General features: G+C 59.8%; 25 protein-coding genes and 1 tRNA gene. 10 read left to right on the forward strand and 16 right to left on the reverse strand.

All coding sequences use genetic code 11. The annotated features are described in order from the left end of the window. Positions 1 to 126: 126 nt before the first annotated feature. From R4P65_RS04170 to R4P65_RS04190, 5 genes are all read left to right on the forward strand, one after another. Positions 127 to 624 carry a MarR family winged helix-turn-helix transcriptional regulator gene (locus R4P65_RS04170; protein WP_317825557.1) on the forward strand — a complete coding sequence of 166 codons (498 nt, stop codon included), beginning with the start codon at positions 127 to 129 and terminating at the stop codon, positions 622 to 624. Then, on the forward strand, positions 621 to 2012 hold the full coding sequence (locus R4P65_RS04175; RefSeq protein WP_317825558.1) for an MFS transporter: 1392 nt from the start codon (positions 621 to 623) through the stop codon (positions 2010 to 2012). Before R4P65_RS04170 ends, R4P65_RS04175 begins: the two co-directional genes overlap by 4 nt. 12 nt (positions 2013 to 2024) lie before the next feature. Continuing rightward, a tRNA-Lys gene (locus tag R4P65_RS04180) sits at positions 2025 to 2097 on the forward strand. 714 nt (positions 2098 to 2811) lie between these two features. After that, complete coding sequence (locus tag R4P65_RS04185) at positions 2812 to 3234, forward strand: hypothetical protein (protein WP_317825559.1); 423 nt, start codon at positions 2812 to 2814, stop codon at positions 3232 to 3234. 93 nt (positions 3235 to 3327) lie between these two features. After that, positions 3328 to 3993 carry a hypothetical protein gene (locus R4P65_RS04190; protein WP_317825560.1) on the forward strand — a complete coding sequence of 222 codons (666 nt, stop codon included), beginning with the start codon at positions 3328 to 3330 and terminating at the stop codon, positions 3991 to 3993. Here R4P65_RS04190 and R4P65_RS04195 read toward each other — a convergent pair. The 13 genes from R4P65_RS04195 to R4P65_RS04255 all read right to left on the reverse strand — a co-directional run bounded on the left by R4P65_RS04195 (position 3990) and on the right by R4P65_RS04255 (position 17388). Next, positions 3990 to 5537 carry a site-specific integrase gene (locus R4P65_RS04195; protein ID WP_317825561.1) on the reverse strand — a complete coding sequence of 516 codons (1548 nt, stop codon included), beginning with the start codon at positions 5535 to 5537 and terminating at the stop codon, positions 3990 to 3992. The genes R4P65_RS04190 and R4P65_RS04195 overlap by 4 nt on opposite strands. A 97-nt stretch (positions 5538 to 5634) precedes the next feature. Then, on the reverse strand, positions 5635 to 6303 hold the full coding sequence (locus R4P65_RS04200; protein WP_317825562.1) for a recombinase family protein: 669 nt from the start codon (positions 6301 to 6303) through the stop codon (positions 5635 to 5637). A 463-nt stretch (positions 6304 to 6766) separates the two neighbouring features. Then, positions 6767 to 6979 (reverse strand): hypothetical protein, encoded by a 213-nt coding sequence (locus R4P65_RS04205; RefSeq protein WP_317825563.1) that lies wholly within the window; start codon positions 6977 to 6979, stop codon positions 6767 to 6769. Positions 6980 to 7375: 396 nt separating this feature from the next. Continuing rightward, on the reverse strand, positions 7376 to 9040 hold the full coding sequence (locus R4P65_RS04210; RefSeq protein WP_317825564.1) for a DUF5906 domain-containing protein: 1665 nt from the start codon (positions 9038 to 9040) through the stop codon (positions 7376 to 7378). Continuing rightward, positions 9037 to 10062: a hypothetical protein gene (locus R4P65_RS04215; RefSeq protein ID WP_317825565.1), complete on the reverse strand. Its 1026-nt coding sequence runs from the start codon at positions 10060 to 10062 to the stop codon at positions 9037 to 9039. The genes R4P65_RS04210 and R4P65_RS04215 overlap by 4 nt, the downstream gene beginning before the upstream one ends. 301 nt (positions 10063 to 10363) lie before the next feature. Continuing rightward, positions 10364 to 11059, reverse strand: a complete 696-nt coding sequence (locus tag R4P65_RS04220; RefSeq protein WP_317825566.1) for a hypothetical protein — start codon at positions 11057 to 11059, stop codon at positions 10364 to 10366. Then, the gene (locus R4P65_RS04225) at positions 11056 to 11304 is read right to left on the reverse strand and encodes a hypothetical protein (RefSeq protein WP_317825567.1); all 249 of its coding nucleotides are present in this window, start codon (positions 11302 to 11304) and stop codon (positions 11056 to 11058) included. The genes R4P65_RS04220 and R4P65_RS04225 overlap by 4 nt, the downstream gene beginning before the upstream one ends. Positions 11305 to 11936: 632 nt before the next feature. Continuing rightward, complete coding sequence (locus R4P65_RS04230; protein WP_209920629.1) at positions 11937 to 12353, reverse strand: hypothetical protein; 417 nt, start codon at positions 12351 to 12353, stop codon at positions 11937 to 11939. Between the two features lie 179 nt (positions 12354 to 12532). Further along, positions 12533 to 13699, reverse strand: coding sequence for a hypothetical protein (locus R4P65_RS04235; protein WP_317825568.1), 1167 nt, complete (start codon positions 13697 to 13699; stop codon positions 12533 to 12535). A gap of 442 nt (positions 13700 to 14141) precedes the next feature. Beyond that, a complete protein-coding gene (locus R4P65_RS04240; RefSeq protein WP_317825569.1) occupies positions 14142 to 14993 on the reverse strand; it encodes an alpha/beta fold hydrolase in 852 nt (283 codons plus the stop codon). Positions 14994 to 15055: 62 nt separating this feature from the next. Next, complete coding sequence (locus R4P65_RS04245) at positions 15056 to 15322, reverse strand: hypothetical protein (protein ID WP_230814648.1); 267 nt, start codon at positions 15320 to 15322, stop codon at positions 15056 to 15058. Positions 15323 to 15945: 623 nt separating this feature from the next. Continuing rightward, positions 15946 to 16755 (reverse strand): type II CAAX endopeptidase family protein, encoded by an 810-nt coding sequence (locus R4P65_RS04250; protein ID WP_317825570.1) that lies wholly within the window; start codon positions 16753 to 16755, stop codon positions 15946 to 15948. Between the two features lie 87 nt (positions 16756 to 16842). Then, the gene (locus R4P65_RS04255; protein WP_317825571.1) at positions 16843 to 17388 is read right to left on the reverse strand and encodes a TetR/AcrR family transcriptional regulator; all 546 of its coding nucleotides are present in this window, start codon (positions 17386 to 17388) and stop codon (positions 16843 to 16845) included. Between the two features lie 120 nt (positions 17389 to 17508). Here R4P65_RS04255 and R4P65_RS04260 point away from each other — a divergent pair, with 120 nt between their 5' ends. Together R4P65_RS04260 and R4P65_RS04265 are read left to right on the forward strand one after the other, a co-directional pair. Next, positions 17509 to 17982, forward strand: a complete 474-nt coding sequence (locus R4P65_RS04260; RefSeq protein ID WP_230814651.1) for a DUF4334 domain-containing protein — start codon at positions 17509 to 17511, stop codon at positions 17980 to 17982. A 29-nt stretch (positions 17983 to 18011) separates the two neighbouring features. Further along, complete coding sequence (locus R4P65_RS04265; protein WP_317826123.1) at positions 18012 to 19100, forward strand: NAD(P)-dependent alcohol dehydrogenase; 1089 nt, start codon at positions 18012 to 18014, stop codon at positions 19098 to 19100. 10 nt (positions 19101 to 19110) lie between these two features. Here the strand turns inward: R4P65_RS04265 and R4P65_RS04270 are convergent, their stop codons facing one another. Further along, positions 19111 to 19695: a hypothetical protein gene (locus R4P65_RS04270; protein ID WP_230814652.1), complete on the reverse strand. Its 585-nt coding sequence runs from the start codon at positions 19693 to 19695 to the stop codon at positions 19111 to 19113. A 45-nt stretch (positions 19696 to 19740) separates the two neighbouring features. Further along, entirely contained in the window at positions 19741 to 20118 is a 378-nt protein-coding gene (locus tag R4P65_RS04275) for an MmcQ/YjbR family DNA-binding protein (RefSeq protein ID WP_047889847.1), read from the reverse strand. A 100-nt stretch (positions 20119 to 20218) separates the two neighbouring features. Here R4P65_RS04275 and R4P65_RS04280 point away from each other — a divergent pair, with 100 nt between their 5' ends. Together R4P65_RS04280 and R4P65_RS04285 are read left to right on the forward strand one after the other, a co-directional pair. Further along, positions 20219 to 20665: a hypothetical protein gene (locus R4P65_RS04280; RefSeq protein WP_317825572.1), complete on the forward strand. Its 447-nt coding sequence runs from the start codon at positions 20219 to 20221 to the stop codon at positions 20663 to 20665. Between the two features lie 99 nt (positions 20666 to 20764). Beyond that, on the forward strand, positions 20765 to 21355 hold the full coding sequence (locus R4P65_RS04285) for a DUF937 domain-containing protein (RefSeq protein WP_230814654.1): 591 nt from the start codon (positions 20765 to 20767) through the stop codon (positions 21353 to 21355). Positions 21356 to 21411: 56 nt separating this feature from the next. On the opposite strand, the gene R4P65_RS04290 is transcribed toward R4P65_RS04285, so the two are convergent. After that, a complete protein-coding gene (locus tag R4P65_RS04290) occupies positions 21412 to 22629 on the reverse strand; it encodes an MFS transporter (RefSeq protein WP_230814655.1) in 1218 nt (405 codons plus the stop codon). A 117-nt stretch (positions 22630 to 22746) separates the two neighbouring features. Here R4P65_RS04290 and R4P65_RS04295 point away from each other — a divergent pair, with 117 nt between their 5' ends. Continuing rightward, a complete protein-coding gene (locus tag R4P65_RS04295) occupies positions 22747 to 23622 on the forward strand; it encodes a LysR family transcriptional regulator (RefSeq protein WP_269068236.1) in 876 nt (291 codons plus the stop codon). Positions 23623 to 23656 lie beyond the last annotated feature (34 nt).

The following is a 23656-nucleotide window of genomic DNA, read 5'->3' on the forward strand; positions in this document are numbered from 1 at the left end:
GCCCCGAGCGGATTACCGACACACGTTTCTGCTGGTGTCGACCTTATCTAAAGTCCACCACGCCATGGGACTCACCCCATCGAAACCGTACTGGCAGCATCAAAACAACACAGTTAGACTGTCTAAATGAACGTAGTTAGGGGTCGCAGCAAGGCTCGAGACGAGATCGACGTACTTTGGGACGATCTGGGTGCCTTCGTCCGGCGCCTGCGCACCAAACGCAACGACCACAAGCTCACGCCGAGCCAGATCCAGGCCCTCGGCCACCTCGATCGACAAGGTCCGTTGACCGCCAAAGAGTTGGCAAAATTCGAGCGCGTCACGCCGCAATCAATCGCAAAAACCGTGGCCGCGCTCGAAGAACAGGGCATGGTGACGCGAAGGGCGGATCCATCGGACGGCCGCGCGGCCTTGGTCACGATGACCGAACTCGGCACCTCGACCCTTCACGAAGACCGAACGAAACGCACAGAGTGGCTGGCCGAGGTCATCGACGCCGAGTGCACCGAGGCCGAGCGCGATCTGCTGCTGATCGCCGGCCGCATCCTGCGCAGACTAGGCCAGGGCGCTTCCCCGGTATCAGCATCGACACCGACTTCAGAGGAGTCACTGATGAACCCGTGACCGCAGTCGTCGAAACGCCGACGCCCCAAACCTCCGTTCCACTGAAGCTGAGCCTTGCTCTCGGTTCGGGGACGGTTCTTCAGGCACTGAACTCGTCGATGATTGCGGTGGCAATCGTCCCGATCGCAACATACTTCGGTTCGAGTTCCGGTACGGCCTGGGTAATCTCGGCCCTCTACATCGCGACCGCGGTCACGGCCCCTGCGGCCGGGCGACTCGGATCGATCCTCGGCGCCAAACGCGTCTACCTCGCCGGGTTGGGACTGATCGCTGCCGGATCGATCCTCGGCTCGCTCGCTCCGTCGCTGGGTTGGCTGATCGCCGCACGAATCCTGCTCGGAATCGGCACGGCGACACAGTATCCGAACGCAATGACCGTCATCCGCGAATACGCGGACCGCCACCGGACTCAAACCCGTTCAGCTATAGCAACACTCACCATTTGCGCTCAATCGGTCGTCGCGCTGGGGCCCACTCTCGGCGGGTTGCTGGTCGGCACACTCGGGTGGCAGTCGATCATGTGGGTGAACCTCCCACTTGTCGTCGTCACTGCGATATGGGTCCTCTTCGCCGCTCCGAGCGACTCCGCCCTACCCGACCGGGCCGGTGCCGCTGCGTTGTTCAAGTCTCTCGACCCACTCGGCATCGCCCTGTTTCTGGCACTGACGACGTCGACGATGCTTTTTCTCCTGTCTCTCGCCGAGCACGCGAAGTGGTACCTCGTCCCATCGACGGCCCTCTTCGCGTTCCTGTTCGTCTGGTGGGAACGTCGAACCGCCTCGGCGTTCATCGACGTCCGTGCCGTCGCGCGAAACCGCGCACTGAGCATGACTCTCGGCCGGACCCTGCTGACCTACACAGCGTTCTACTGCATCTTCTTCGGACTCCCCCAGTGGTTACAGGTAGCCCGCGGAATGTCACCGATCAGTGCCGGGCTCTTCATGCTCCCCGTCGCAGCGGTCGGGATCTTCGCGACCATGTCCGCGTCCAGGGTGTACGGAAAATTCGGCCCACGGATCACCCTGCTGATCGGCACCGCCGCCTTGGCGGTTGGCGGGGTTCTGATCGCCTATGTCGAATCGACCTCGACTCCCCTCGTGGCACTCCTGTTGATTGCGGCGATCCTGGGCATTCCCAACGGCTTCAACAACATGGGAAACCAGAACCTGATCAACTCGGTGACCACCTCCGCCGACGTCGGGACCGCGATCGGCCTGTACCGAACAATCCAGTACATCGGCGCCAACCTTGCTGCCGTCGTCATCGAGTTGACCATGCGCGGAACCATCGACGACGCGGGTCTGCATCGCACTGGCGGGACCATCGCCGTCATCGGAATTGCCCTTCTGGTGGGGGTGGTGTTTTCACGGACTCTGCGGTCCCGTTAGACTCTGCGCCGCGCCCCTATAGCTCAGTTGGTAGAGCTACGGACTTTTAATCCGCAGGTCGTAGGTTCGAGTCCTACTGGGGGCACAGATGAAGTCCCAGGTCGAGACGGTTACCACCGCTCACCTGGGGCTTTTATTCGTTTTGCGGGATGCAAAAGAGCGTGAAATTAGCGTGAAGCGCGGGCGGCGATCCGACTTGTCGGTTCGGTACGGCATGATAGTGGGCATGCCGCCATCTGCTCGTCAACCAGCAGGATCTAGTCGTTGAGCCCAACCGACACTTCTTCGTCTTGGTGGCCAGCTTGGCACAAAGGAATCCTCGCCTTACTACTCGCTCTGCTCGTTGCGGCGTGCATAGCCGCTTACGCGTTTCCCGACACCACGTCTGGCGGCCTATGTCAGGTTTTAGGAATCCCGTTGCTGGGAATAAGCCTCGGCTGGTGGTTTTGTGACCTATACCAGCGCAAGGGGTACTCCGATTCGCTAAAACGCGATGTGAAGAAATCGGTGCGTCCAGTTCTCGAAGTTCGACACGCCTGCGACTTGATAGACCAAGACCTCACGGCCGCAGAAAATGCACTCCAAGAGCTCAGCGATGGTCACATTGAGATGTCTAGGAGCGCGGTCATCCGATCCCGCACACACGCCGTTCATGGCATCAACTCTGCAAACCAGGCGATACATCACTGGAGAGATCTTGCGAACGCCGAAGTGACCGCGGAAATCACGAAGTTCAACGAGGACCTATCTAACAACGGTCAACGACAACAAATCCGAGATGGAAGCAAGGAAGCAAACCGTGGATAGTGACATCAAGGGCAAGATCGCCGAAGTTGTAAACCTCTACACAGTCCTGATCAATCGCGGCACCTACGAAGGCGTCTTACGCGGATCCATCTTTGCGGTCATGGATCCGAATCCGATTCCTGTGATCGACCCAGACACGAAGGATCAGATCGGCGAGAGATTCAAGGAAAAAATTCGTGTCAAGGTAGTAAGCGTCGACGACCACTTTTGTACAGCAGAGACTTACCGCAGGGTGACAACGGGCGGTGAAGGCTTCATGAGCGGTATTACACTTCCAGAGTCAATGCAGCCGCGGCGAGTCACCCGAGAGACGATCTCCTCAAATGCACCTGGTTTCACCAAGCAGCAGAAAGAAGTCACAGTCAACGTCGGCGATGTAGTTCAACTCGTGGATTCAGCCTTCGAGGGAGACTAGTCGGCTGCGATCCGAGCGAACTAAACACCAGTCTGCCTGCGAAAGAAATCGGGGGGGGGCAGTCCTTTCGCGACGATCGCCTAAAGTTCTCTCATGAGACGAACTTTGCTGGCGGTTTGCGCTGCCCTTATCTTTCCACTGGCCGCTTGCGGGAGCGAGGAATCTACAAACTCTCTCCCCGACGCCACGACCACTGCGGTTTCCCCTTCTTCATCGGCCGCCGCACCGACAACTACGGTAAGCCCAGAACAGGCGTTGTACAACGAGTATGCAGCCGCACTGACCGCTGCGGGGATCCCGTTTAGGCCAGGTTCGGGCCTTGGCTCTGGAGCTTTCAGCAGTGACCAAAGCATCTGTAAGGCCATGAGAGGTGGAACCCTCGATGCCTACCAACTCGCACGTGTCGAGCTAGGAACCGCAGGAGAGGACAACAAGCGTCGGGTCACGACGATGGTACCGATCCTTTGCCCCGATCAGCAGCCATTACTCGCGGAAGCACTCTCCGGAAATGCTGTGATGACACGTTTTATCGACGGCAAGTACATTGTTAGCCAGGGCGGCTCTGCCCAAAGATCAGTAATGCCCGGCACTTACAGCACCGGGCCTGTATCTGATTGCTACTGGGAGCGCGCAGACTCACAAGGAAATATCATCGACAACAACATGGTGAGCATTTCTCAATCGATCACCGTCACTATCGCGGAATCTGATGGTGCATTCACCAGCAAGAAATGCGGCCCTTGGACGCTAGTTCGCTAGCCGACCGACCTCCGACCAAACAGCTGAACTACGTTAGACGGTTGCGGCTGAGCCTGGGCAACTTCAGGTTCGGCCGCAACCCCACCGGGGCGCAGCAACGGGGCCTTCTTCCCACCCTCGTCTTCCGCGATGTAGTCCGCGTAGACGTTGAGTGTGGTGACGAACGACGCGTGTCCTAGCCACTTCGATACGGCCATGTAGTGCTCCCCGGCGCTCAAGCTCAGAACGGCGAAGGTGTGTCGGAGGTCGTGCCAGCGGCTATGGGGTAGTCCAAGCGCCTTCAACGCCGGGTCGAAATAGTGGTCTGCGACGTTGGCCGGATTGATCGGCGCGGTCCACTTGTACCCATCGGGTGGAGCGACCCGCAGACATGTCGCGGTCGGGTCCGCGACGGTATTGCGGCGGTCGAGCTGGCCGTCTTTCCTCCGAACCTCCGCGCTGAACGTCGTCGCCCGCTCCGAGCCGATCGCTTCTCGCGTCAACCCGTCCAGCAACGCCTCCCCTTTCGCGTACCGACCAGGGAACAAAGGGGCTTCCGGATCAAAGTCCGACGATTCGGGGTCGCCGTGCGGGTGAACGCCGAGCAGATATCGCCGAATGTCGTCGGTCAACCACCCATCCATCGGCACGGTTCGGCGCGACCGTTTCGATTTGGGCGTGCCCGTCTCCCAACCTCCGCGAATGGGGCGACGAGTTCGCACCACCCTCACCGCGCCTCCCCTCCCCTCCACCTCCGGGAGCAAAATGTCTCCGACGTTGAGGCCGGCCAATTCGCCCGCGCGGACGCCGGTAAAGGTGCTGAATGTGACGGCCAGCGCGTAGATCGGGTAGCCCTGGACTCGGGCAATATGGTCCGCGACGGAAGATATCTGCTCAGAAGTGAGCGGTTGAGGCGTGAACTCTGGCTTGTCCGATTCGGCGCTGGTCTTCCGTGGAAGGCGAACCGAGTGGCATGGGTTAGCGGGGATCGCCCCGTCCACAACGGCAACGTCAAGAATCCGCCGTAGGACGTCGTACGCGTGCTTCACCGTCGAGCGCGCCAACGTCACCATCACGGGCTGCTCGTCGGGGCGATACCTCCGCTTCGGTCGCGGACTGAGCAAGCTCGCGCGGAACCGACGAACGTCCGCCGCAGTGATCGAGGCGACGGCTTTCGGGCCGAATGGTTCCGCGAGGTATCGGTGGTACACGGCCTTGGTTTCTTTGAGCGTGCGCGGTTTAACCGTCCCGAGCATCCCATCGAAGAATGCCGAAGCGAAGTATCCGAGCGGCTGATCCCCTAGCTTCCGCAACTCCGAGGGCGTGTGTGGCGCTGCTCTGTGTCGGGCCGCGTTGAGCTCGTCACAACGCTCCTGCGCCAGTTCCTTGGACAGGAACGTCTCTCGGCGATGGACTTGCTTCTTTTGTCCGCCTGGTCGAGATGGGTCGAGCGGGATCGGTAGGCCCATCTCATCACGCACATTCTCCATCCACCGCACGCGATAGCTGGGCTGCGGCTTTCCGTCCTTCGTGCGCTTGGTTGCTGCCTTCTCCACGAATGCCATTGCGCCTACTTCTTTCCGTTGTTGCCGAAGATCGAGCCGAGTACGCCTGTGCCGACGAAGCTGAGAATGATGAGCACCCAGATCCAGAAGTCGCTCATCACGCCACGCCCTCTCGTGCGAGTACGCGCCGAATGGTCGAGTCCGACCACCCACGACCACCACCAGGCGGTCGAATGTCCGTGTCATCGAGCGCTTCCGCAATTGCCTTGGCACTCAGCCCTTCCTGCTTCCGCATCTCCACGATTCCTTCCACGACAACGGGGTCAATCCGCGTGGGTCGCCCGATGTGCTTGCCTTGAGCTTTTGCGCGCCGCATACCCTCTCGGGTGCGCTCGCTGATCTTGCGCTTCTCCTCTGCGGCCATTGCGATCCTGATATCCGCGAGGAGACGCTGGCTCGGGTCGCCGGAATCGGCCCTGTCGCAATCTAAGAGCCTCCACCCGTTCTTGTTGGCGCGCTTGAATATTGATGCCGCGTCGAGCTGGTCCCGCGTAGCGCGATCGAGAGCGCGCACCAAGAGAGCGTCAGCAAGGCCAGACTCGATAGCTGCGATTGCTGTCGCACGTCCGTGCATCTTCTCCACGCTTCCGCCACTCACCATGTCGTAAGTGATCGTGAGGAGCTGCAAACCGTTCGCAGCGCAGTACTGCCTCATCACGTCCTGCTGAGCAGTGAGGCCATAACCCTTCTCTCCCTGCGCTTGTGTTGAGACTCGGGCGTATCCAACAACCCGCAAACCGCTGAGAGACTGGGTATTTGAAGTCATTGCAACTGCCTTTCAGTTCGTTTGAACCGTTCGGTGGGGACGACGAACGGGAGTCGAAAGCGTCTAAAGGGGTCGGTAACGACGCTTTCGACTCCCCGAAAGCTACGCCAGCCGCCACCGAATGGCGACAAGAGATTTTGCGGATTGCATTGCCACACAGCGCATTTTGTTTCTAAGGATCTGAAAGTCTCGTACCCTCCGATCCCTAGCCGAGGGCGATCGAGCTGGCGAGGCTGTGGATCAGGTGGGTGCAATTTGTGTCGTCAGCTATCGAGCGGGACGAGGCGCGGACGATAGGCGCTCCGCGACGGCGAAAGCGACCTGTCGGGCGGTCAGGATCTCTTGGCCTGGAGGACAAGCCCCATCGGGAAGTTCCGCGAGGAGAGAGCTGAGCGGAGAGACGAGGCAGAAAATCGCCTAGGCCGATGAGTATACAATCCCTACCTGCAAAGTAGGAAACCCTCTAGAACGCCTGAGGTCCAGGGTCCACCCCATCCCACGGCACTAGCGCTCCGAAATTCTCATCGGTCAGCTTGTTCTTCACAACCACCACCTCGGCAAGCGCATCGACTTCCGCCCACTTCGCTGCCTCAGCCTTCTCCCACTTCAACCGCTCTGTCTCCACCCGTCGGCCTGCCCTCCAGGCGGCACGCTTCGGCGTTTCGTAGCGCTCCACGTTCACTCGCTCCAATGCTCAATTTCGCCCGATTTCCCGAGCATTTCCGTTACCTACGACCGACCCGACTTCCCCGACACTCTGACCTGCGAATACCCGTACGTACCCGACCAAGCTTTCCCCAAAAACCCACCCTGACCACCTCTTACCCGATTACCCTCTCTTTTCTTCTTTAAAGTAGTAAGAAGAAGTAGTAATAAAGGGATCTATATAGGGGCTCCTATAAAAGCTCCTATAAGACTTTCCGGAGGGTCGGTAACCTCGGTACCGGGGTAACCGCTGGTCAGGGTGAGTTTTCGGACCTATTTCGCCTCGGTATTCGCGAGGGTAATCCGCTCGACGTTCCGACCACAGGGCGAAACCATTGCGCAGGTCGATCGGTTTCGCCCTGCGAGGTTAACAACCAAAGTTTTTTGCGGAGAGTCGATCTGCCCATTCGAGCGTGAGATAGATGCTCTTTCCCTGCGTGTTCGCGGCCGTATGCGTCTTCTTCAAATCCCTTTTGCGCTTGCGCGATTGGGGTTTTCCGAACGCATCCCGCATCCGTTTGGTGAATTGGGTTCGGTCTAGCCTGTTGTCGTGGGTGAGTCCCGATTCCCTTTGCTCCCTGTCGAAATGGGTCCATGCGTCACCCGGAGTCACTGCCCACCCTTGCCGCGGAGACTCCGTGACCTTCCTCAGCGCCGAAGATTGCCACGACTGGAAGAACGACAGGTCCGAGTGACCTTCTTCGGTGGCTGTGCGTATGTCGGGATGGAGATTACTGAGATCAATTCCGTTCTGTAGATAGTCCAACCGACCCTCGACTAACAGCCGTAGGAAGTGTTGGCGGTCAGCGGTAGTGATCGTGTGGTCTGACTGCTCCGAGTCGCGGAGCTGCTTATTGAAGGGCAAGACCAGAAGGCGACGCTTCAGAGCCTCGTCCGCATCGACAATTGTCGGCATCTCATTCGTCGCGATGATCGGCGTGAACCACGGCTGCACCTTGTGGACGACGCTTTGGTACATGCCCCGCGCGGCAACCTCGTCTCCCGCGCCGGTGATCATTTTGACGTGATCGGCGTGCATCTTCGCCCGCGTCGACAGCTCGGAGGAGAACGTCACGAACAAGAAGACTGCGCTGAGGATTTCGGGGGCAGGTCCGTCGGCCTTACTGCGGAACACCGACAGATTGACTGTGCCACCGAGGTCCCCAATTGCCTCGCGGAACAACCGCAACAACGTCGACTTGCCGCTTCCGGTGTCGCCCTTGATGAATAGGGCGATCCGCGCCGGGTTTCCGCGTTGGAGCGTGTAGCCCAGGAACCGGAACACCTCACGTCGATACCCCTCATCCGGCAAGAACTTTTCCAAATAGTCCTCCACCCAATCGCTTTGAGCGTTCGGGTCGAACTCGGTGGGCGTGTGATAGAGCACCATATCCTCGCGGGTGGCCGACCTGAGCGCGGAATCCCATCTGCCACCAGCAAGAATCCGAGCGAAGTCGAGCACCTTGCCGCCTCCAACCCCAAGCAATTTCTCGTTGCCGTCGAAGTCGGTCCTAGCAACCGCCGCGTTGGTGTGTGCGATCTTGAGGTACTTCTCCATCGCGGCCAGCTGTCCGGTCGCGTTCGCCCGAACCTCCAAGTTCTTCGCGCGGGCGTTCGCAGCCTTCGCGTCATCCTCCTTGCCGGTGCTTCGCGCTAGGTTTCGTTCTGCTTCAGCGGCTTTCCGCAGTCGCCGCTCCACAGCAGGAGCACAGAAATCGTTGTAAAGCGATTGGTCTGCGATGCGCTGCGAGTATCGACCTTGGCGAGAGTCCCATGCCACCCACGAGCTGGTTCCCCGTAGCCCGCGAAGGTTGTCGCCGTGGTAGTCGGTGAACATATTCGCATTGCCCAGATCGTTGGGGTTGTAGTGGTTCGGATCGACTATCTCGCGGTATCCATCACGCACCGATTGAATCTGTTCTGCCACCGAATCTCTATTCGATGCCTGCAAGGTGAAGGTCCACAGCGTCAGGTCTCCGCATGGTCGCGAAGTTGCACGGTAGGGGCGCTCTGGGGTGAGGGTGATGCTCATGCGGATTGTCCGTTCTCTGTCACGTGCCGAAAGTCGATGCGCCCCTCAGCATCTCGCTGAGGTTCTGCGGCTTTTCCGCGAGTCCGCGCGATACCCGCAGAACCGCGCACGGCGCGATGAAAGTCCTGCAAAGCCGCACTCTCCGAACGCGCTTCGCCGGGAGCTTTCCCGTCTCTGCGCATCCGCATCACTTCCAAATACGCCTCACGGATCACCAGTAGTGCCAGCTTCAAACCCGCTCTGCCTTCGGTGGAAAGCAGGACAACATACTGGACCTTCCGGAGCATCAACGAGTGCGCGGAAGCATCCTCATCCGACCCATCTGCAAACAGACGCACAGTGCTTTCGTAGTCGAGTTCACCCAGCATCGAACGGTATCGCCCGAGCTTGAGCATCTCCTTGAAATCGGCATCTGCGCCGGGCTGACTGGCAATCCACGCATCGGCCTCTGCCATATTCGTCGGTACCCGCTCTGCGATGGTGCCGACAGCTCCACCCAATGGCTGAGCATCGCGCATATCAAGCAAACGGACCAGACGGTCACGGCGAACCGCTTCCGAGCGCGGAAAGATGTGGGTTACCACCGGCACAGGATCGCTCTTCCAGTTCGCCGAACCAGGGCACCGAAGAATCCGACTCAGGTCATAGACGTTGTCGATCTTCGCGTCGGGACGGACCTCGCGCGCAACCTGCTGCACCAGGCCACCCCAACGCGCATAGACCTCACGCCAAACCTGGCGAGACCATCGCGCGCCATCCTCCGTCTGCTCATCCGCGATTCGTGTGGATGAACTGCGGGGAGAGGCCAGCCGCCAATACGGCTGGAGACCATGACCGGACTCCACGACGACGGTCGGAGGAACGCCCACAGCCCGAGCCAGTCGGTCCACCACCTCGCGGCATTCGTCGAGCGTTTGCAGACTGTCGTGCTTGATGTCGAGGTCCGCAAATAGGACCCGTACGCGGGTGATATCGGAGTCCGTACCACGACCCGAACTGACAGCCCTGGAGACGGGGTTCACCCCGAAATACACATCACGATCGTGTGGAGCTTCCCAATGCTCAAGGTCTCCAACTGACAGCAGTCGCGGATATACGCGACCATCGGGTGTCTTGTGGTTCAGACTGACGCGTTCAGTGGGACGGTAGCTGAGAGCCGTATATACCGCGTACAGATTAGGTTGCGGCAGAGGAGGGTTGAAGCTTGATACTCGCGGACCCGACCGCGATCGACTAGGATAGGACACAGGATTCCTCACTGAGGCAAAGTGATTGGGATTCATGAAGCAAGTCAGGTGCCGCGGTCCGTAGCCGGGGCACCTGCTATTTTCCGGAACTAACTGAGGGGTGATCGATCCAGAACAGATCGACATGGACCCGCTCCGCGCTGTCAATCAGTTTCCTTTGGCATCGCAAACACACTGGATCCACCAGAATCCAAAATGAGTGTCCACGCAGCAGGAATTTGATTTCAGCTAGCTTGATGCGCTTCGAGAAGCAGATTCCACACCAACTCGCCTTGCGGAGAATCGGTGCAAAATGCTCCTGCACAGCCGCATTCACTTCATCGATGTTGGTGACTGGAATGTGCAATGTGCCCATCAGGTCACTGCCCACCAACGCGGGACGCTTGTCGAAGGGATCGACCTGTTGAGAAATATCACCGCGTTCGAGCAGCCCAGGCTTGCGGTGACCAGCGATTGCATGCGCAAACAGTTCCGCGAGAGAGCTATGTGGATCATGGGGATTTCGGAGCCGCTGATGCCCTGCTGAGAACGATTCTGCGAAGCGTCGGTGCATATCCCACTCATCCACAATGGGATTGCCGTCGTGGATGTCACGAGGGGTACCGCTCGAAAGTCCTAGCCTGTCCAGCATTTCAGCCACATCGAGCGGATGAGCCTCACCATACGGATCAGACCGAAACCGACCTGAGCTCTCATACTCCGCAACAGGTTCAGGTAGAGATTCGCGACGACGACCAATGGAGTCCCTGGCGTACGGATCGAAACTACTCATGATGCACGCCCAGCGCGTCGGTCGATGAAATCTGCATCTGCCGTCGATGCGATCCAATCTCTAATATCGTTCTCACTCAGTCGAACTCGATTTGATATCAAGTGACGGCGCATCGACTTGCTATATATGGCACTACTGATCGTGCGGCGCGTGATGAGATCCAAGCCCAGCCGGTGACACAGCGCAACGGCGTCATCTACTGTCAGATTGGGGATTGTCGGATCTCGCTCGATGATCTTGCCCATAACTTCTCTCCTGGTTGCGGCAGCCCAGGGTGAGTCCAAATACAGCGGAAAGCGGCATTGGGACACGACCCTAGAAAGGGATGGTTGGGCCACAGGCCCGAACTGTGTGGCTCAGCCACGTCGTGTCCACCGCCGGCCAGGTGCACTGATGCACGATGGGACGCCTCCAACGAGACGCCCTCTGTCCCTCACACCCCTGGGGCCGCGCGGCGATGGAATCATCCATGTCTCCGCCAGCCGAGTCCAGATGGAGCAGTGGGTACTTCGGTTCTAGCAACGGATTCGATCGAATCCGATACTCCTAGCGTAGCCGACTCGTAACCGACGCGCTAGTCGCGCCCTCGCCAAAGCTGTTGCGCGAGTGTCGATTTACCCTACCGACAATCAGTCGCAAGAACATCCGGAGCTTGTTCAAATTGTACAGAAAACGGATCACCCCGACCACCGGAGGTTCAATGCCGAAGGTCGGGGCGATCCGTTCCCCTACCGCGCCGCGCCGACATGTCAGGCGATACAGCCGAAGGGTCAGTCCACGCCTCGACACGTCTAAAGGTCCGTGGTCTGCAATTCGAGGTTCGGGTTAGGGGTGCCCGTCTCGAAGGTCTCTATCGAGTTGTCGATTCAGTCCCGATTTAACGAACGCGATTGCCCACAGCTCGGCGTGCCGGAGCGGGCTTGCGAGATGAGGATCGGGCCGACGTACCCTTTCCGGCTTTCGACCCTGCAGAATTGGTCAGAGTGGGTGGCGTGGCCTTCGGTTTGAAGAGTGAGTTCCCTGCTGCGGCCCCTGCTCTGGAGCCGAGCGTATGGCCGAGAGCACCGCCGATCGCAGCGCCGGTGGCGGAGCGAGTGACTGCAAGGCCGGCAATGACACCGACCTGCGCGCCGCTCACCCCGCCAAGGCCCACAAGCGCGGACCTTGCAGCGGTTCCTGCGATCTTTGCGACGTTCGACTTTCCTCGCGGGCTACCCTTCCCTGCCCAACGCCCGCCCTTGTCGCGAGGTTGGCCGAGATAGGCGGTCTTGGATCGGAACTGCCGCCTACTCATCGCTCATCTCTCCTGCTGGCACTCGCGATACTGCGCACGGCGTCCGCAGACAACCCCTCGCTCAACGTTTCACTGGCTGCGCGACCTCGATACCGCTGAACGCCCAGGGGGTCCAATCCGCGACCGTGACTGAACTCGGACGGTCCAGGGTCTTGGTCACGCTTCATTGCCACGGCGACCTACTTCGGGAAGGTCGGCTTGGCATACGCCGCATTGGTCGTGACCTGAAGAACGGCTGCGCCTCCGCGATGTCGAACGCCTGTGCCGTACCCCAATGCGTAGTAACTGGAGATGAGGGGGTAACGCTGGTCTGCTCCAGGAATCAAGCGAAGCCCTTGGTATTCCGGTACTGCGTGGACCCGGAAGCCGACGGGGTTGCCCTCCGCACCAGGGCCAGCAGACGCGACTACTGCCACGTATCCCTTGGGGATGAACGCGCTTTGGATCACATATGCGTCGCCATAGCTACCGAGAATCGGGAGGCCGTTCCACTCAGAGGGTGCCTGATCACCAATGATCTGCTCGGTGACCAGTCGAGGAGGTGCCGCGCTACTGGGAATGAAATCCATGGCTGCCTCAACGCCGTCCGCACCCGGCTCGCCAGCGCGGAATGTCGCGATCATCTTCGCTTCGATTGGGTTGGCGAGGATGAGCAGCTTACGGCCGCTCTCCGCACCGAATCCCTTGCTGCTGACCTTGGTGAGGAGAGTCTCGACATCAGACGGGTCGAGAACGGCCGACCCTGTCGTGAGGTAGTGGGTATCAGTGTCAGGATCGAACTCGGTGCCGAGGTATGGCGGAATGAACATGCCGTCGCCGCTGTAAAGCCCGTAAATGGTATTGCCTTCGGGCGACTGGCTCTGAGTCGGATCAAACAACCGCTCCAGCACCGCCGTCGTCGTCGCCCGATTCGCACCCTCAAGAACCGAATTGTGGACAGCCCGGACCTGCCGCGAATCCGCGTCGCGCAGATACTTCCACGTGAACCGGCTGGCACGGTCGTAATCCTCATAGCCATAAGCAAGCCTAAGAACGTCTTTGGGAACACGATGCCCCTGCGGCACGCCAAACTCCGACGCAATCTCAAACTGAGCGCCTGCTACTGCCTGCGGGACAGCGTCGATCTGCCGCGTGGTCTGGTAACTGATCAATGCGGCAAGCGCGGTTCGTTGCTGGTTGTGCAACTCGAGAGTGGTCGCGAACTCCGCCCATACCTCATTGAGATCGACTCCATCCGAAGTCTGATTGACGAGGACATCGCCGAGAGTGTTTGTGCCGCTTTCAGCACCCCAGAACGAATAGAACGGCTCACGCATATGCGCGGGCATCGGAAAACTTGCAGACATAAGAATGCTCCATCGGATATGTGGATTGAGGGTCGCGCTCCGCGCGGGGTCTGTAGGCCACAGGCCAATGAAGCATCGTGTTTGTCGGGTCGCTAACTAGCGGGATTCCGACGTACGAATCGAGCCTACTCGAGACGAGCGCCCGAGTAAACGAGCGTGAAATTAGCGTGACGTGCGGCGTAGTTCGATCGTTCTAGCGACGTACTCACCGCGTACTCGAACGCCCTAGAACGTATGTCTACCTGCGGCAATGCTCTTCGCTCGCGGAAATCTCCGCTGGTCGCCGAAACCCAGAAATCACACCCATCACCTACTTTTAATCCGCAGGTCGTAGGTTCGAGTCCTACTGGGGGCACAAATGCAGACCCGGCGCCTCATTCGGAGGCGCCGGGTCTTGTGCATTCATGCCACATCAATTCGTGCCACATGAATACTGAACAGGTCATCGAAGCAGGAACTCGAGGGTCACGCGCTCGAATGCCTCCTTGGCTTCGATCATCACCCAGTGACCGCAGTTCGGGAATACATGCAGTTCGGCGTTCGGAATCAGTCGCATCGGAATCATCGGCATGTCCGGTGGACATTGCCGATCATCGAGCCCCCACGTCAGCAAGGTCGGGCATTGCACCTTGTGCATCATCGACCAGTAGGGCGGGGTATCCGAGTTGGCCATCATCTGCTGCTGAGCGGCAAGGGCTTTGGATCCGTACATCGCCGACAATGCCTGGTGCGAAGCCGGGTCGTTGGCCGTTTCCCACCGCTCCTCGATCCGCTCCTCGGTGATCACGGATTTGTCGTAAACCATGCACTCGAGCCAGCGAACCAACTTCTCGCGACTGGGAGCGTCGGCGAAATCCTGGAGGAGACGCGTACCTTCGCTCGGGTTCTGACTGAAGATGTTCGGGCCGACGCCACCGACGGTGACCAACTTGCGGACGCGATCGGGAAACCTCATTGCGATGTTGACGCCGACTACCCCACCCATCGAATTGCCGATCATCGCAGCTGATTCGATTCCCAGCGCGTCCATAAATCGGATCACCGACGACGCTGCCGTGAGCACCGGGTGGCCGTCGACTGGATCACTCACGCCGAAACCCGGGAACTCGAGGATGTAGCAGTGGAAATGCTTCGCGAATACCTCGAGGTTCCCCCGATAGTTCCGCCAACCACTCACACCGATCCCTGAGCCGTGCAACAGGATCAACGGCGGACCATCGCCCGCCTCGTGATAGCGCAAAGTCCCTTTGTCGGTAGCGACTTCGCGTTTGGTCCCCTCATAAGTCACGTCCATCACGCAAGATTAGAACGTGTTACAGATTTGCGACGGTTGATTGCGGAACTTCGCAATCACTGTCAGAAGCATCCCCCGCTACCTCGACGCCCACTGCGATTCGTGGACTTCTGCTCGCTCGTTTTCGGCTTTCCCTGCCCGGCCTTCACGCATCGGTTGGGGCGCCGCACTTGCTCGAAATGCCCAGCGCTCACGACATTGCCGGCCACGCTCACCCTGACCGGCGTGTCCGCGCGGGCGGTTCCGACTTGCGCCGACCCCAACGTCAGGGCGAATGCAGCCACAACGACCAGCGCCGTCATCTTCGAAATCTTCATGCGTGCTGCCACTTCGACACAGTCCACTCCCGATGCTGAACAGGTGCGCGCACCGAAGGAACACGCTGGGTGTCGACGATATTCAGTCCGGGTGGCCGGCCGCGATCCTTTTGCTCACCAGCATCTGAACAGTCGACAACAAAAGTTTTGGCGGCACGTCAACATCCCGAGGGCGTCAACGAGCCGACGCCCAACGTACGCACCGTTACTGAGAAATCCGTAAATCCAGGCAACCGCCTCACTCGAGGGTCGAGCTGCACCCCTACCCGGTCCCGAGAGAACGGCGCGTTTCCTCCACAGTCCGAAGCATCCGGTGTGCGGAAACTCTTAACCCACCAAGCCGCGGAAACCGAGGCATGAATGACACACACGAACGTCACCGGACGGGAAGGGCCGCCACCTGTCCTCTTCGTCATCATGACCGTCACCGCATTGACGATCGTGGTCCGCGTATTTCGATGACGGTTCCACAAAAGCGCCAGTTCCTCCGAGAGGTCCTCGCCCCGGAGGTCGAGCGAGGCGTCATGACTGGTGATTCGCGGACGCCGCGGGTCTCGCCGATACGCGGAACAGAAAGCGACCGAATCGAATTCGCGTGATCCGAGACAAACGAATCCGAAGCTGCGTTTCTCGCCTCAGAGAGCGAGGAACGCAGCGTTTGCCACCAACGCCTGTGTGAACAGCGTCCAGTCGTTGATGATGTGCGCACCCGAGGAGACCCACAGGTTCTTCGTGCGAATGTAGGCGAGGGTCAATACAAGTCGAGCGCCACCGATGACGATGAACGCTTGCGCGAAGTTCCAGTCATATGTCGGAAGATGCGCAGCGGCAAACCACAGGGAACTGATCAGCCAAGCCAGAAGAATCGCGTTCTTACGTGAGAGCTTTGCCTTGGCGAACAGGAAGTACATCAGGGCGAGAAACGGGATGATCGTGAAGACTTCCTCGCCGACGAGTTGGAACAGTGTCCCCACGTAGAAGGCAACGGTGTCCAACGCACCCGCTTCGCCGACATCCTCGATTACGTCGTTCGCCGATACCCCGAAGACCGACTTGACGATGAGGGCCAGTACAACCGTCAGGATGAGGTTGAGAACGGCAAAACCGATCATCACCAACACATCGTGGCCACTGACCTTACGAAACAGTGCACGCCAGTGATCTTTTGTCACCATGGCCAGCACAACCAGCGGAATCGTCACGAACAGGATCCGGGGAATCAACCCCACGAAGTTGTTGGGCTGCGGGATGAGTACCAACGCAGCGAACCCGACTATGACGGAAGCCCACAGGATGATCCACTGCTTCACGGAAAGCGCAGCCGGAACATCGTTGTAGAACGGGAAATCTGCGTCGTCACGACGCTCTACCAAGTGACCGAAACGATCACCAGGGGTATCGCTTCCACCCGCAGGCAGCTCGTGCGTTCCGGAACGACCACTCATCGAAGTGCCCCTTTTAGGTAGTTTGGTGCGTTGATAATCTCACCTCCCACCCGTCAGCACAGCATTGAACACGGCCGGAAATCCATGTCACTGCATGGCGATCAACCGCTGAACCGCCCCGACCGCAGCCTCGCGACGCTGAGCGACGGGACGGGACGACTTGAGCGCGAGCATCCGCGCGATGTCGGTAATCAACAGAATCAACTCCGCGGGATTCCACTCGGGGTCGATGTGTCCCTCGAGTTGGCCTTTGCGAATCTCGGCCACTTTCGGCCTGAACGTCTTGCTTCGTATGTCGTCCTCGCTCATGACGTCCGGCGCTTCGAGATCCGCCCACTGCTGTAATCGAGCGTTCTCGGGATGCGCTACGTAATTGTCGAAAAGTCGACCTGCATAGCCCGGCAGATCATCACCTCGTAGCGCTGTCTCCGCTGTGGTTTCGGACGTCCATTGCTCAGTGACGGCAGAAAACAACTCTTCCTTGCTCGCGAAGTACGCATATAGACGGTCCTTGCTGGCACGCGCTTGCGCGGCGATCCGATTGATCCGCGCGCCGGCCAGGCCGTACGTCGCAAATTCGTCCTTTGCGGCCGCCAGAATGCGGTCTCTCGTGGCTTCCCCTGCTGAGCGCATGTTCACAGCCTAGAACGAATCGACCGTTGCCGAACCATCCGGTTCGGCGTAGCGTGCAGAGTTGACGAACAATTTGGTTCGCGAACTTCGGCCAACTCACCCGCCGCCGCAAGGAGAGACATGAATCTCGATGACGCTCGAACCGCATTCACCCGGCTCCGTGGATCGGAAAGTGGTGTTTCACCAGCAGAACTCGACGAAGTGTGGGCCGCGTTGGAGACCGTCGCCGCCGAAGAAATCCTCGGCGAATGGAAGGGTGACGACTTCGCCACCGGTCATCGTCTGCACGAAAAGCTGTTCGCGAGCCGTTGGTACGGCAAGACTTTCAATTCCGTCGAGGATGCCAAGCCGTTGATCTGTCGCGACAAGGACGGAAACCTCTATTCCGACGTCAAGGGCGGCAACGGCGAAGCAAGCCTGTGGAACATCGAGTTTCGTGGCGAAGTCACGGCGACGATGGTCTACGACGGCGCGCCGATCTTCGACCACTTCAAGAAAGTCGACGATTCGACGCTCATGGGCATCATGAACGGAAAATCGGCGTTGGTTCTCGACGGCGGGCAGCACTACTACTTCCTGCTCGAGCGAGCGTGATTCGCGCCGAACAGAATTCGACGTCCTCCATGCAGATGACAGCGGCGCTCTCACACGGCCCGCACTCCCCCTTCACGCTCGATACCGTCGAGATCGACGAACCCCGCACAGACGAGATCCTGGTTCGCATCGTCGCGACTGGCCTGTGTCACACAGATTTGTTCACGAAGTCGGTGCTACCGGAAAGGCTCGGCCCCTGTGTGTTCGGACACGAAGGAGCGGGGGTGGTCGAGGCCGTCGGCGCGTCAATCGACAGCATTGCACCCGGTGATCACGTGTTGCTGAGCTACCGCAGTTGCGGTGTGTGCAGGCAATGTCTCAGCGGCCATCGGGCGTACTGCGAAAGCTCACACGGGCTCAACAGCTCTGGCGCACGCATCGACGGCTCGACGCCGGTCCGGCGAAACGGGACTCCGATACGGTCCGCATTCTTCGGCCAGTCCAGCTTCGCGGAATATGTCATCGCCTCTGCCGACAACACCGTCGTCGTCGATCCTGCAGTGGACCTGACCGTCGCGGCTCCCCTCGGCTGCGGATTTCAAACCGGCGCGGGTGCCGTGCTGAATCTGCTTCGCCCCGAGCCCGACTCTACGTTTGTCGTTTTCGGAGCCGGCAGCGTCGGACTCGCAGCGCTGCTGGCGGCGAGGGCTGCCGGCGTTTCAACCCTGGTCGCCGTGGACCCCGTTGCGCAGCGGCGCGAACTCGCCGAGGAATTCGGCGCCGTCACTGTCGATTCCTCGACTGAAGATGTGATCGACGCGGTCCACTCCGCCACCGACGGAGGTTCGACACATTCCCTCGACACCACCGGAGTCGGCTCCGTGATCAATCAAGCCGTCGCATCACTCCGAGCACGGGGAACGCTGGCAGTGGTCGGACTCGGAGCATCAACGGTCGAGGTGAACATGGCCGACATCATGCTGAGCGGAAAGACGATTCGAGGATGCATCGAAGGTGAATCGGAAGTCTCGACGTTCATCCCCGAACTCGTCGAACTCTTCACCGAGGGTCGATTTCCGATCGACCGCTTGGTGACGCGCTACGCCTTCTCCGACATCGACAAAGCCGTCGAAGATCAAGCGTCGGGGCGCGTCATCAAACCGGTGCTCGTGTGGTGACTCGGCCGCCTCAGATTTCGGGAGCTGGTGCCTCGCCCTTGCTCTGCGGCTCGTGCTGCTTGAGTTCACCGCGCATCTTGTCGAGATCCTTGCCACGCTTTTTGTACAGGTAGCCGAGCGCAACGAGACCCAGGAACAACGCGACGCCGAGGACTGCACCAACAACGGAGGCTCCACGGAATCCGGGACCGTCGACGTCGAGGATCCGCTCGCCCGCGTGTGCTGCATTGTTGTTGCCGAGAACGACTGTCAAAGAAAGCAGATTCGGCAGCGCGAAGATCACACCCAACGCGAGAGCCGTGATCTGCATGATTCGAGCGTGCTTGCGCTTGCGCACCTGCCACACAGCCCGGAAGAAGAGCAGCGGGACCAGTGTGCAGACGAGACCGAACAGCAGTCCCCACGCGATACCGGCGCTGAAGCTGCCGTTCGCGAGCGACGCGATGCGCTGTGCCCACCAACGTGGAAGGAAGGCGGCAAGGATGAAGTAGGCGATGACCAGGACCACCGCCATCACTGCGATCCCGATGGCCTTCTTCGCCCACGGCGGCATGCCCGGTTTTGCGGTGGTCGGTGAAGTTTCCGGTGTCGTCATGACAATTCCTCGTCTAGTCGGCGTTTGTACTGACGAATCTATCCGTTACGGGCGTTCCTCATCCGCATCGAGAACGATCCGGGCAAGCCGCTTCGGCGCAACGAGGGTGAACGAGGTGTAGATCCATTCCTCGAGCTGTGACCATTTCTCCTCGGAAACGTCGGTACCGATGTCGAGTGAAACCCACCCGTGGCGACCGAGCCCGTAGCCGGCAGCGCTTGCGCCTGGTTCGGTGGCCACCACCGCCTCGGCTTCTTCCTTGCTCAACTTGACGGTCAAGGAGGTGGCTTCGAGGTTGCAGAACACGAAGTTCTTGCCGCGCACCCGAAACGTCGGGTGACCATCCCACGCTTCGATGTCGACACGCTCTGCCTCCGGCAGTGACAGCGAGATCTCTTCGAGTCGACGCATGTTGTCAGGCATGGAGATGATTGTGCACGCTTCGCTACTGGGCTTCACACTCGCGACACAGCTAGGCTCGGCGACGACCGCGTTACCGAACTCCAATCATGGGGAGAGTGGCATGCGCACATTAGTTCATCTGGTTATGTTGATTTGTGGGATCGCCGTAGCCGTCGGCTCGTTCATGTACGTTCTGGCCGGCGTCAAACCGGGCAACGTTCGTCTCGAGGACCTGCGGGACGGCTTTCCGGCGGGTTGGGCCATCGAGCAGATCAGTGATCAGTCGGTGACCTTCTACCGTTCGATGGCGGTACTTCTGCTCGCCGCCGCCGTTTCGATTCTGATTGCCGCATTGTTCGGTTCTCGCATTGCAGCGTGGATCGGAATCATCGTGGGATTGGGAACTCTGGGCACGTTCTACTACCGAGTGAACGACCAATTCGACAACGTCATCAGGGAAAACTACTCCACGATCCTGACAAATCAGACAGGATTCATCTTGACGGCCGGCGGACTGATTCTCGCTCTCCTAGCGTGTCTGGTTCCCCGCGAGAAGACCCGAGCCTGACCGCTCGGCAACCGGAGGGTTACCGTCGACGCCGACATTCACTAGTGTCTGCAACAGCCGGGTACTGACGAGTAGTACCCCAGAAGAGGTAGGGCATCAATGGCATCGCTTGACGACCTTCTATCCCAGATCCCCATCGACCAGATCGCGCAGCAACTCGGTGTGGACCAGGCAACTGCCGAATCGGCGGTCAAGACTGCACTTCCGACCCTCGTCGGTGGCCTGGGCGCCAACGCGCAGGATCCCGCCGGCGCAGCATCGCTGGAAAGCGCGTTGCAGTCGCACGCCGACACCAGCCTTCTCGACGACGGCGTCGACATCAGCAAAGTCGACACCGCTGACGGTCAGAAGATCGTCTCGAACATCTTCGGCGGCAACACCGATCAGGTCGCCAGCGCACTCGGCGGTGTCGGTGGCGACGGTGGAAACGATCTGGTGAAGCAGTTGCTGCCAATCCTCGCTCCCATCGTCCTGGCTTACCTCGCCAAGCAGTTCACCGGTGGCGGAGCTGGCGCGCAGACCCAGGCCTCCGGTGGTGGCGGACTCGGGGATCTCCTCGGCGGAATTCTCGGCGGTGGTGGCAATTCCGGCGGCGGCATCGGCGGAGCACTCGGCGGCATCTTGGGCGGATCCGGTGGCGGCGGCCTCGGAGACCTGCTCGGCGGCCTCCTCGGCGGCGGCAAGAAGTAAGTCGCTCGACAGATTCGCACTGTGGCGATCCCGTTCGGGGTCGCCTCAGTGCACTGTCAGTCGACCATCGAAGTTCGAAACATCTTCAGCGACAATGCAAACGCAACCAACAGCAGCGCGCCGACAAAGGCGCTGACCCCACCCCAACCGCCGCCCGCGTACGCGAGACCCGCGAGGGCACCCGCCACGGACGAACCCGCGTAGTAGGCAAACAGATACAACGCCGACGCCTCGGCCCGGTGGTCGGTCGCGATCAACCCCACCCACCCGCTGGCCACCGAATGTGCCGCGAAGAATCCTCCGGTGAAGAGGAGCATTCCCACGAGTGTCAACGCCAGGTTGTCCGGAACGGTCAGTGCCAGCCCGATACCGATGACGACAACCGAGCCGAGCAGAACACTGCGCCTACCCAGCCGGTCCGAGGCCGCGCCGGCTACCGCTGATGTGAAAGTACCGGCAAGGTAGAAAAGAAACACCAGCCCGACAAGTGCTTCAGGAAGGCCGAAAGGTGCTGCCGTGAGCCGAAATCCGAGGAAGTTGTAGATCGAGACGAAGCCGCCCATCAGGATGAAACCCAAGGCGAACAGCGTGCGCAGCGACGGGTTCGCAAGGTGGCGTCGTAGATTCGATGCTGTCGTGCGTAGCGATACAGGTTGCGGGCGAAAGAACTTCGACGCGGGCAACTTTCGGATCATGTCGAACGCGAACAACGCTGACAGCAGAGCCGCAGTCAGCAGTGCCCAACGCCAGGTACTGAAATCGACCACGGCCGACGGAACAAGCCGTCCGATCAATCCACCGATCGTCGTACCGGCGACGTACCTTCCCATCGCCGCACCGAGGTCCTTCCGATCGACCTCCTCGGCCAGATAGGCCATCGCCACCGCCGGGACACCAGCCAGAGCCAATCCTTGTGCTGCGCGTCCGACCAGCAGAACCTCGATCGTCGGACTCAGCGGCAGAAGCAAACCGATCACACAGGACGCCGACGCCGACGCGATCATCACCCGTGTGCGACCGAAACGCTCGGAGAGCGCACTGGCGGGAATGATCGCCAACGCCAGCATGCCCGTCGTCGCCGAGACGGAAAGCGCAGACACCGCCGGCGAGATGTCGAAGCCTTCCGCGAACGCGGGGAGCAATGCCTGTGCCGCGTACATCGAGATGAACGTCGACAGTCCGGCCGCGAACAACGCAACGGTCACCGTGCGATACCCGGCGGATCCCCGGCGAAGCGGCGCCACCTCGGATTCGATCACATTCTCGACAGTCACCACGTACCTCCAGGCATCACTTACCTCCGGTAAGAATCTTCCCGCCGAGCTTCGACAAAAGAAAATGCATATACTTGGAGTTCTATATGCGCAGAACGCATATAGATTTGGTTCGTGATGCTGACCGAAGACCTCGACTGGTTTGTCGTTCTCGCCGAAACCCAACAGGTGACCGCTACCGCGGATCTGACTCACCTGTCGCAGCCGACCCTTTCGCGCAAACTCGCACGCCTCGAACGGCAGATCGGCGTGACGCTCTTCGACCGTCAGGGACGCCGACTCGAACTGAACCGGTACGGCGAGATCCTCTACGAACACGCTCGGACCGCGCTCCGCGCCCTCGACGCGGCGCAAACCGAAATCCAGTCGCTGGCGAGCCCCGAGAGCGGCACGGTCCGGCTCGACTTCCTCCACTCGTTCGGCACCTGGTTGGTGCCGCACATGCTGCGGGGATATCGCGTCGAGCATCCCGGGGTGCGATTCGAATTGCATCAGGACAGTGCACAGTTCCTGGTCGACAGAATTTCCGCCGGCACGTCCGACCTGGCCGTCGTCTCGCCGCAGCCGCGTGATCCGCAGGTGGCGTGGATGCAAATCGCTCAGCAGTCACTGGCATTGGCCGTTCCGGCTGATCATCGCTTTGCAAAGTTGCATTCGGTCGAGCTTGCGGACGCGGCCGACGAACCGTTCATCGGTATGCATCCGAACTTCGGGATGCGAAGAATTCTCGATGAACTGTGCGCGGCCGCAGGATTCACTCCGAATTTCGTCTTCGAGAGCAGTGAGCTGGCAACGGTCGGCGGACTGGTCTCCGCGTCCTTCGGCGTCTCGGTCATGCCGGTTCAGGATCCACCGATCTGGGCCGAAGGAGTCGTCTACGTACCGATCGAAGGAGCACAGCGAAAAATAGGCCTGATCTGGTCGAAGAGCCGCGAGCTGTCCGACCCCGCCCGGACGTTCCGCGACTACGTCCAAAGAACGACTTGGTCGTGAAAGTGCCCCCGGATAACTACGGATCGGTAACATC

The organism is Rhodococcus sp. IEGM 1318 (assembly GCF_033142465.1).
Taxonomy (GTDB): domain Bacteria; phylum Actinomycetota; class Actinomycetes; order Mycobacteriales; family Mycobacteriaceae; genus Rhodococcus_F; species Rhodococcus_F qingshengii_B.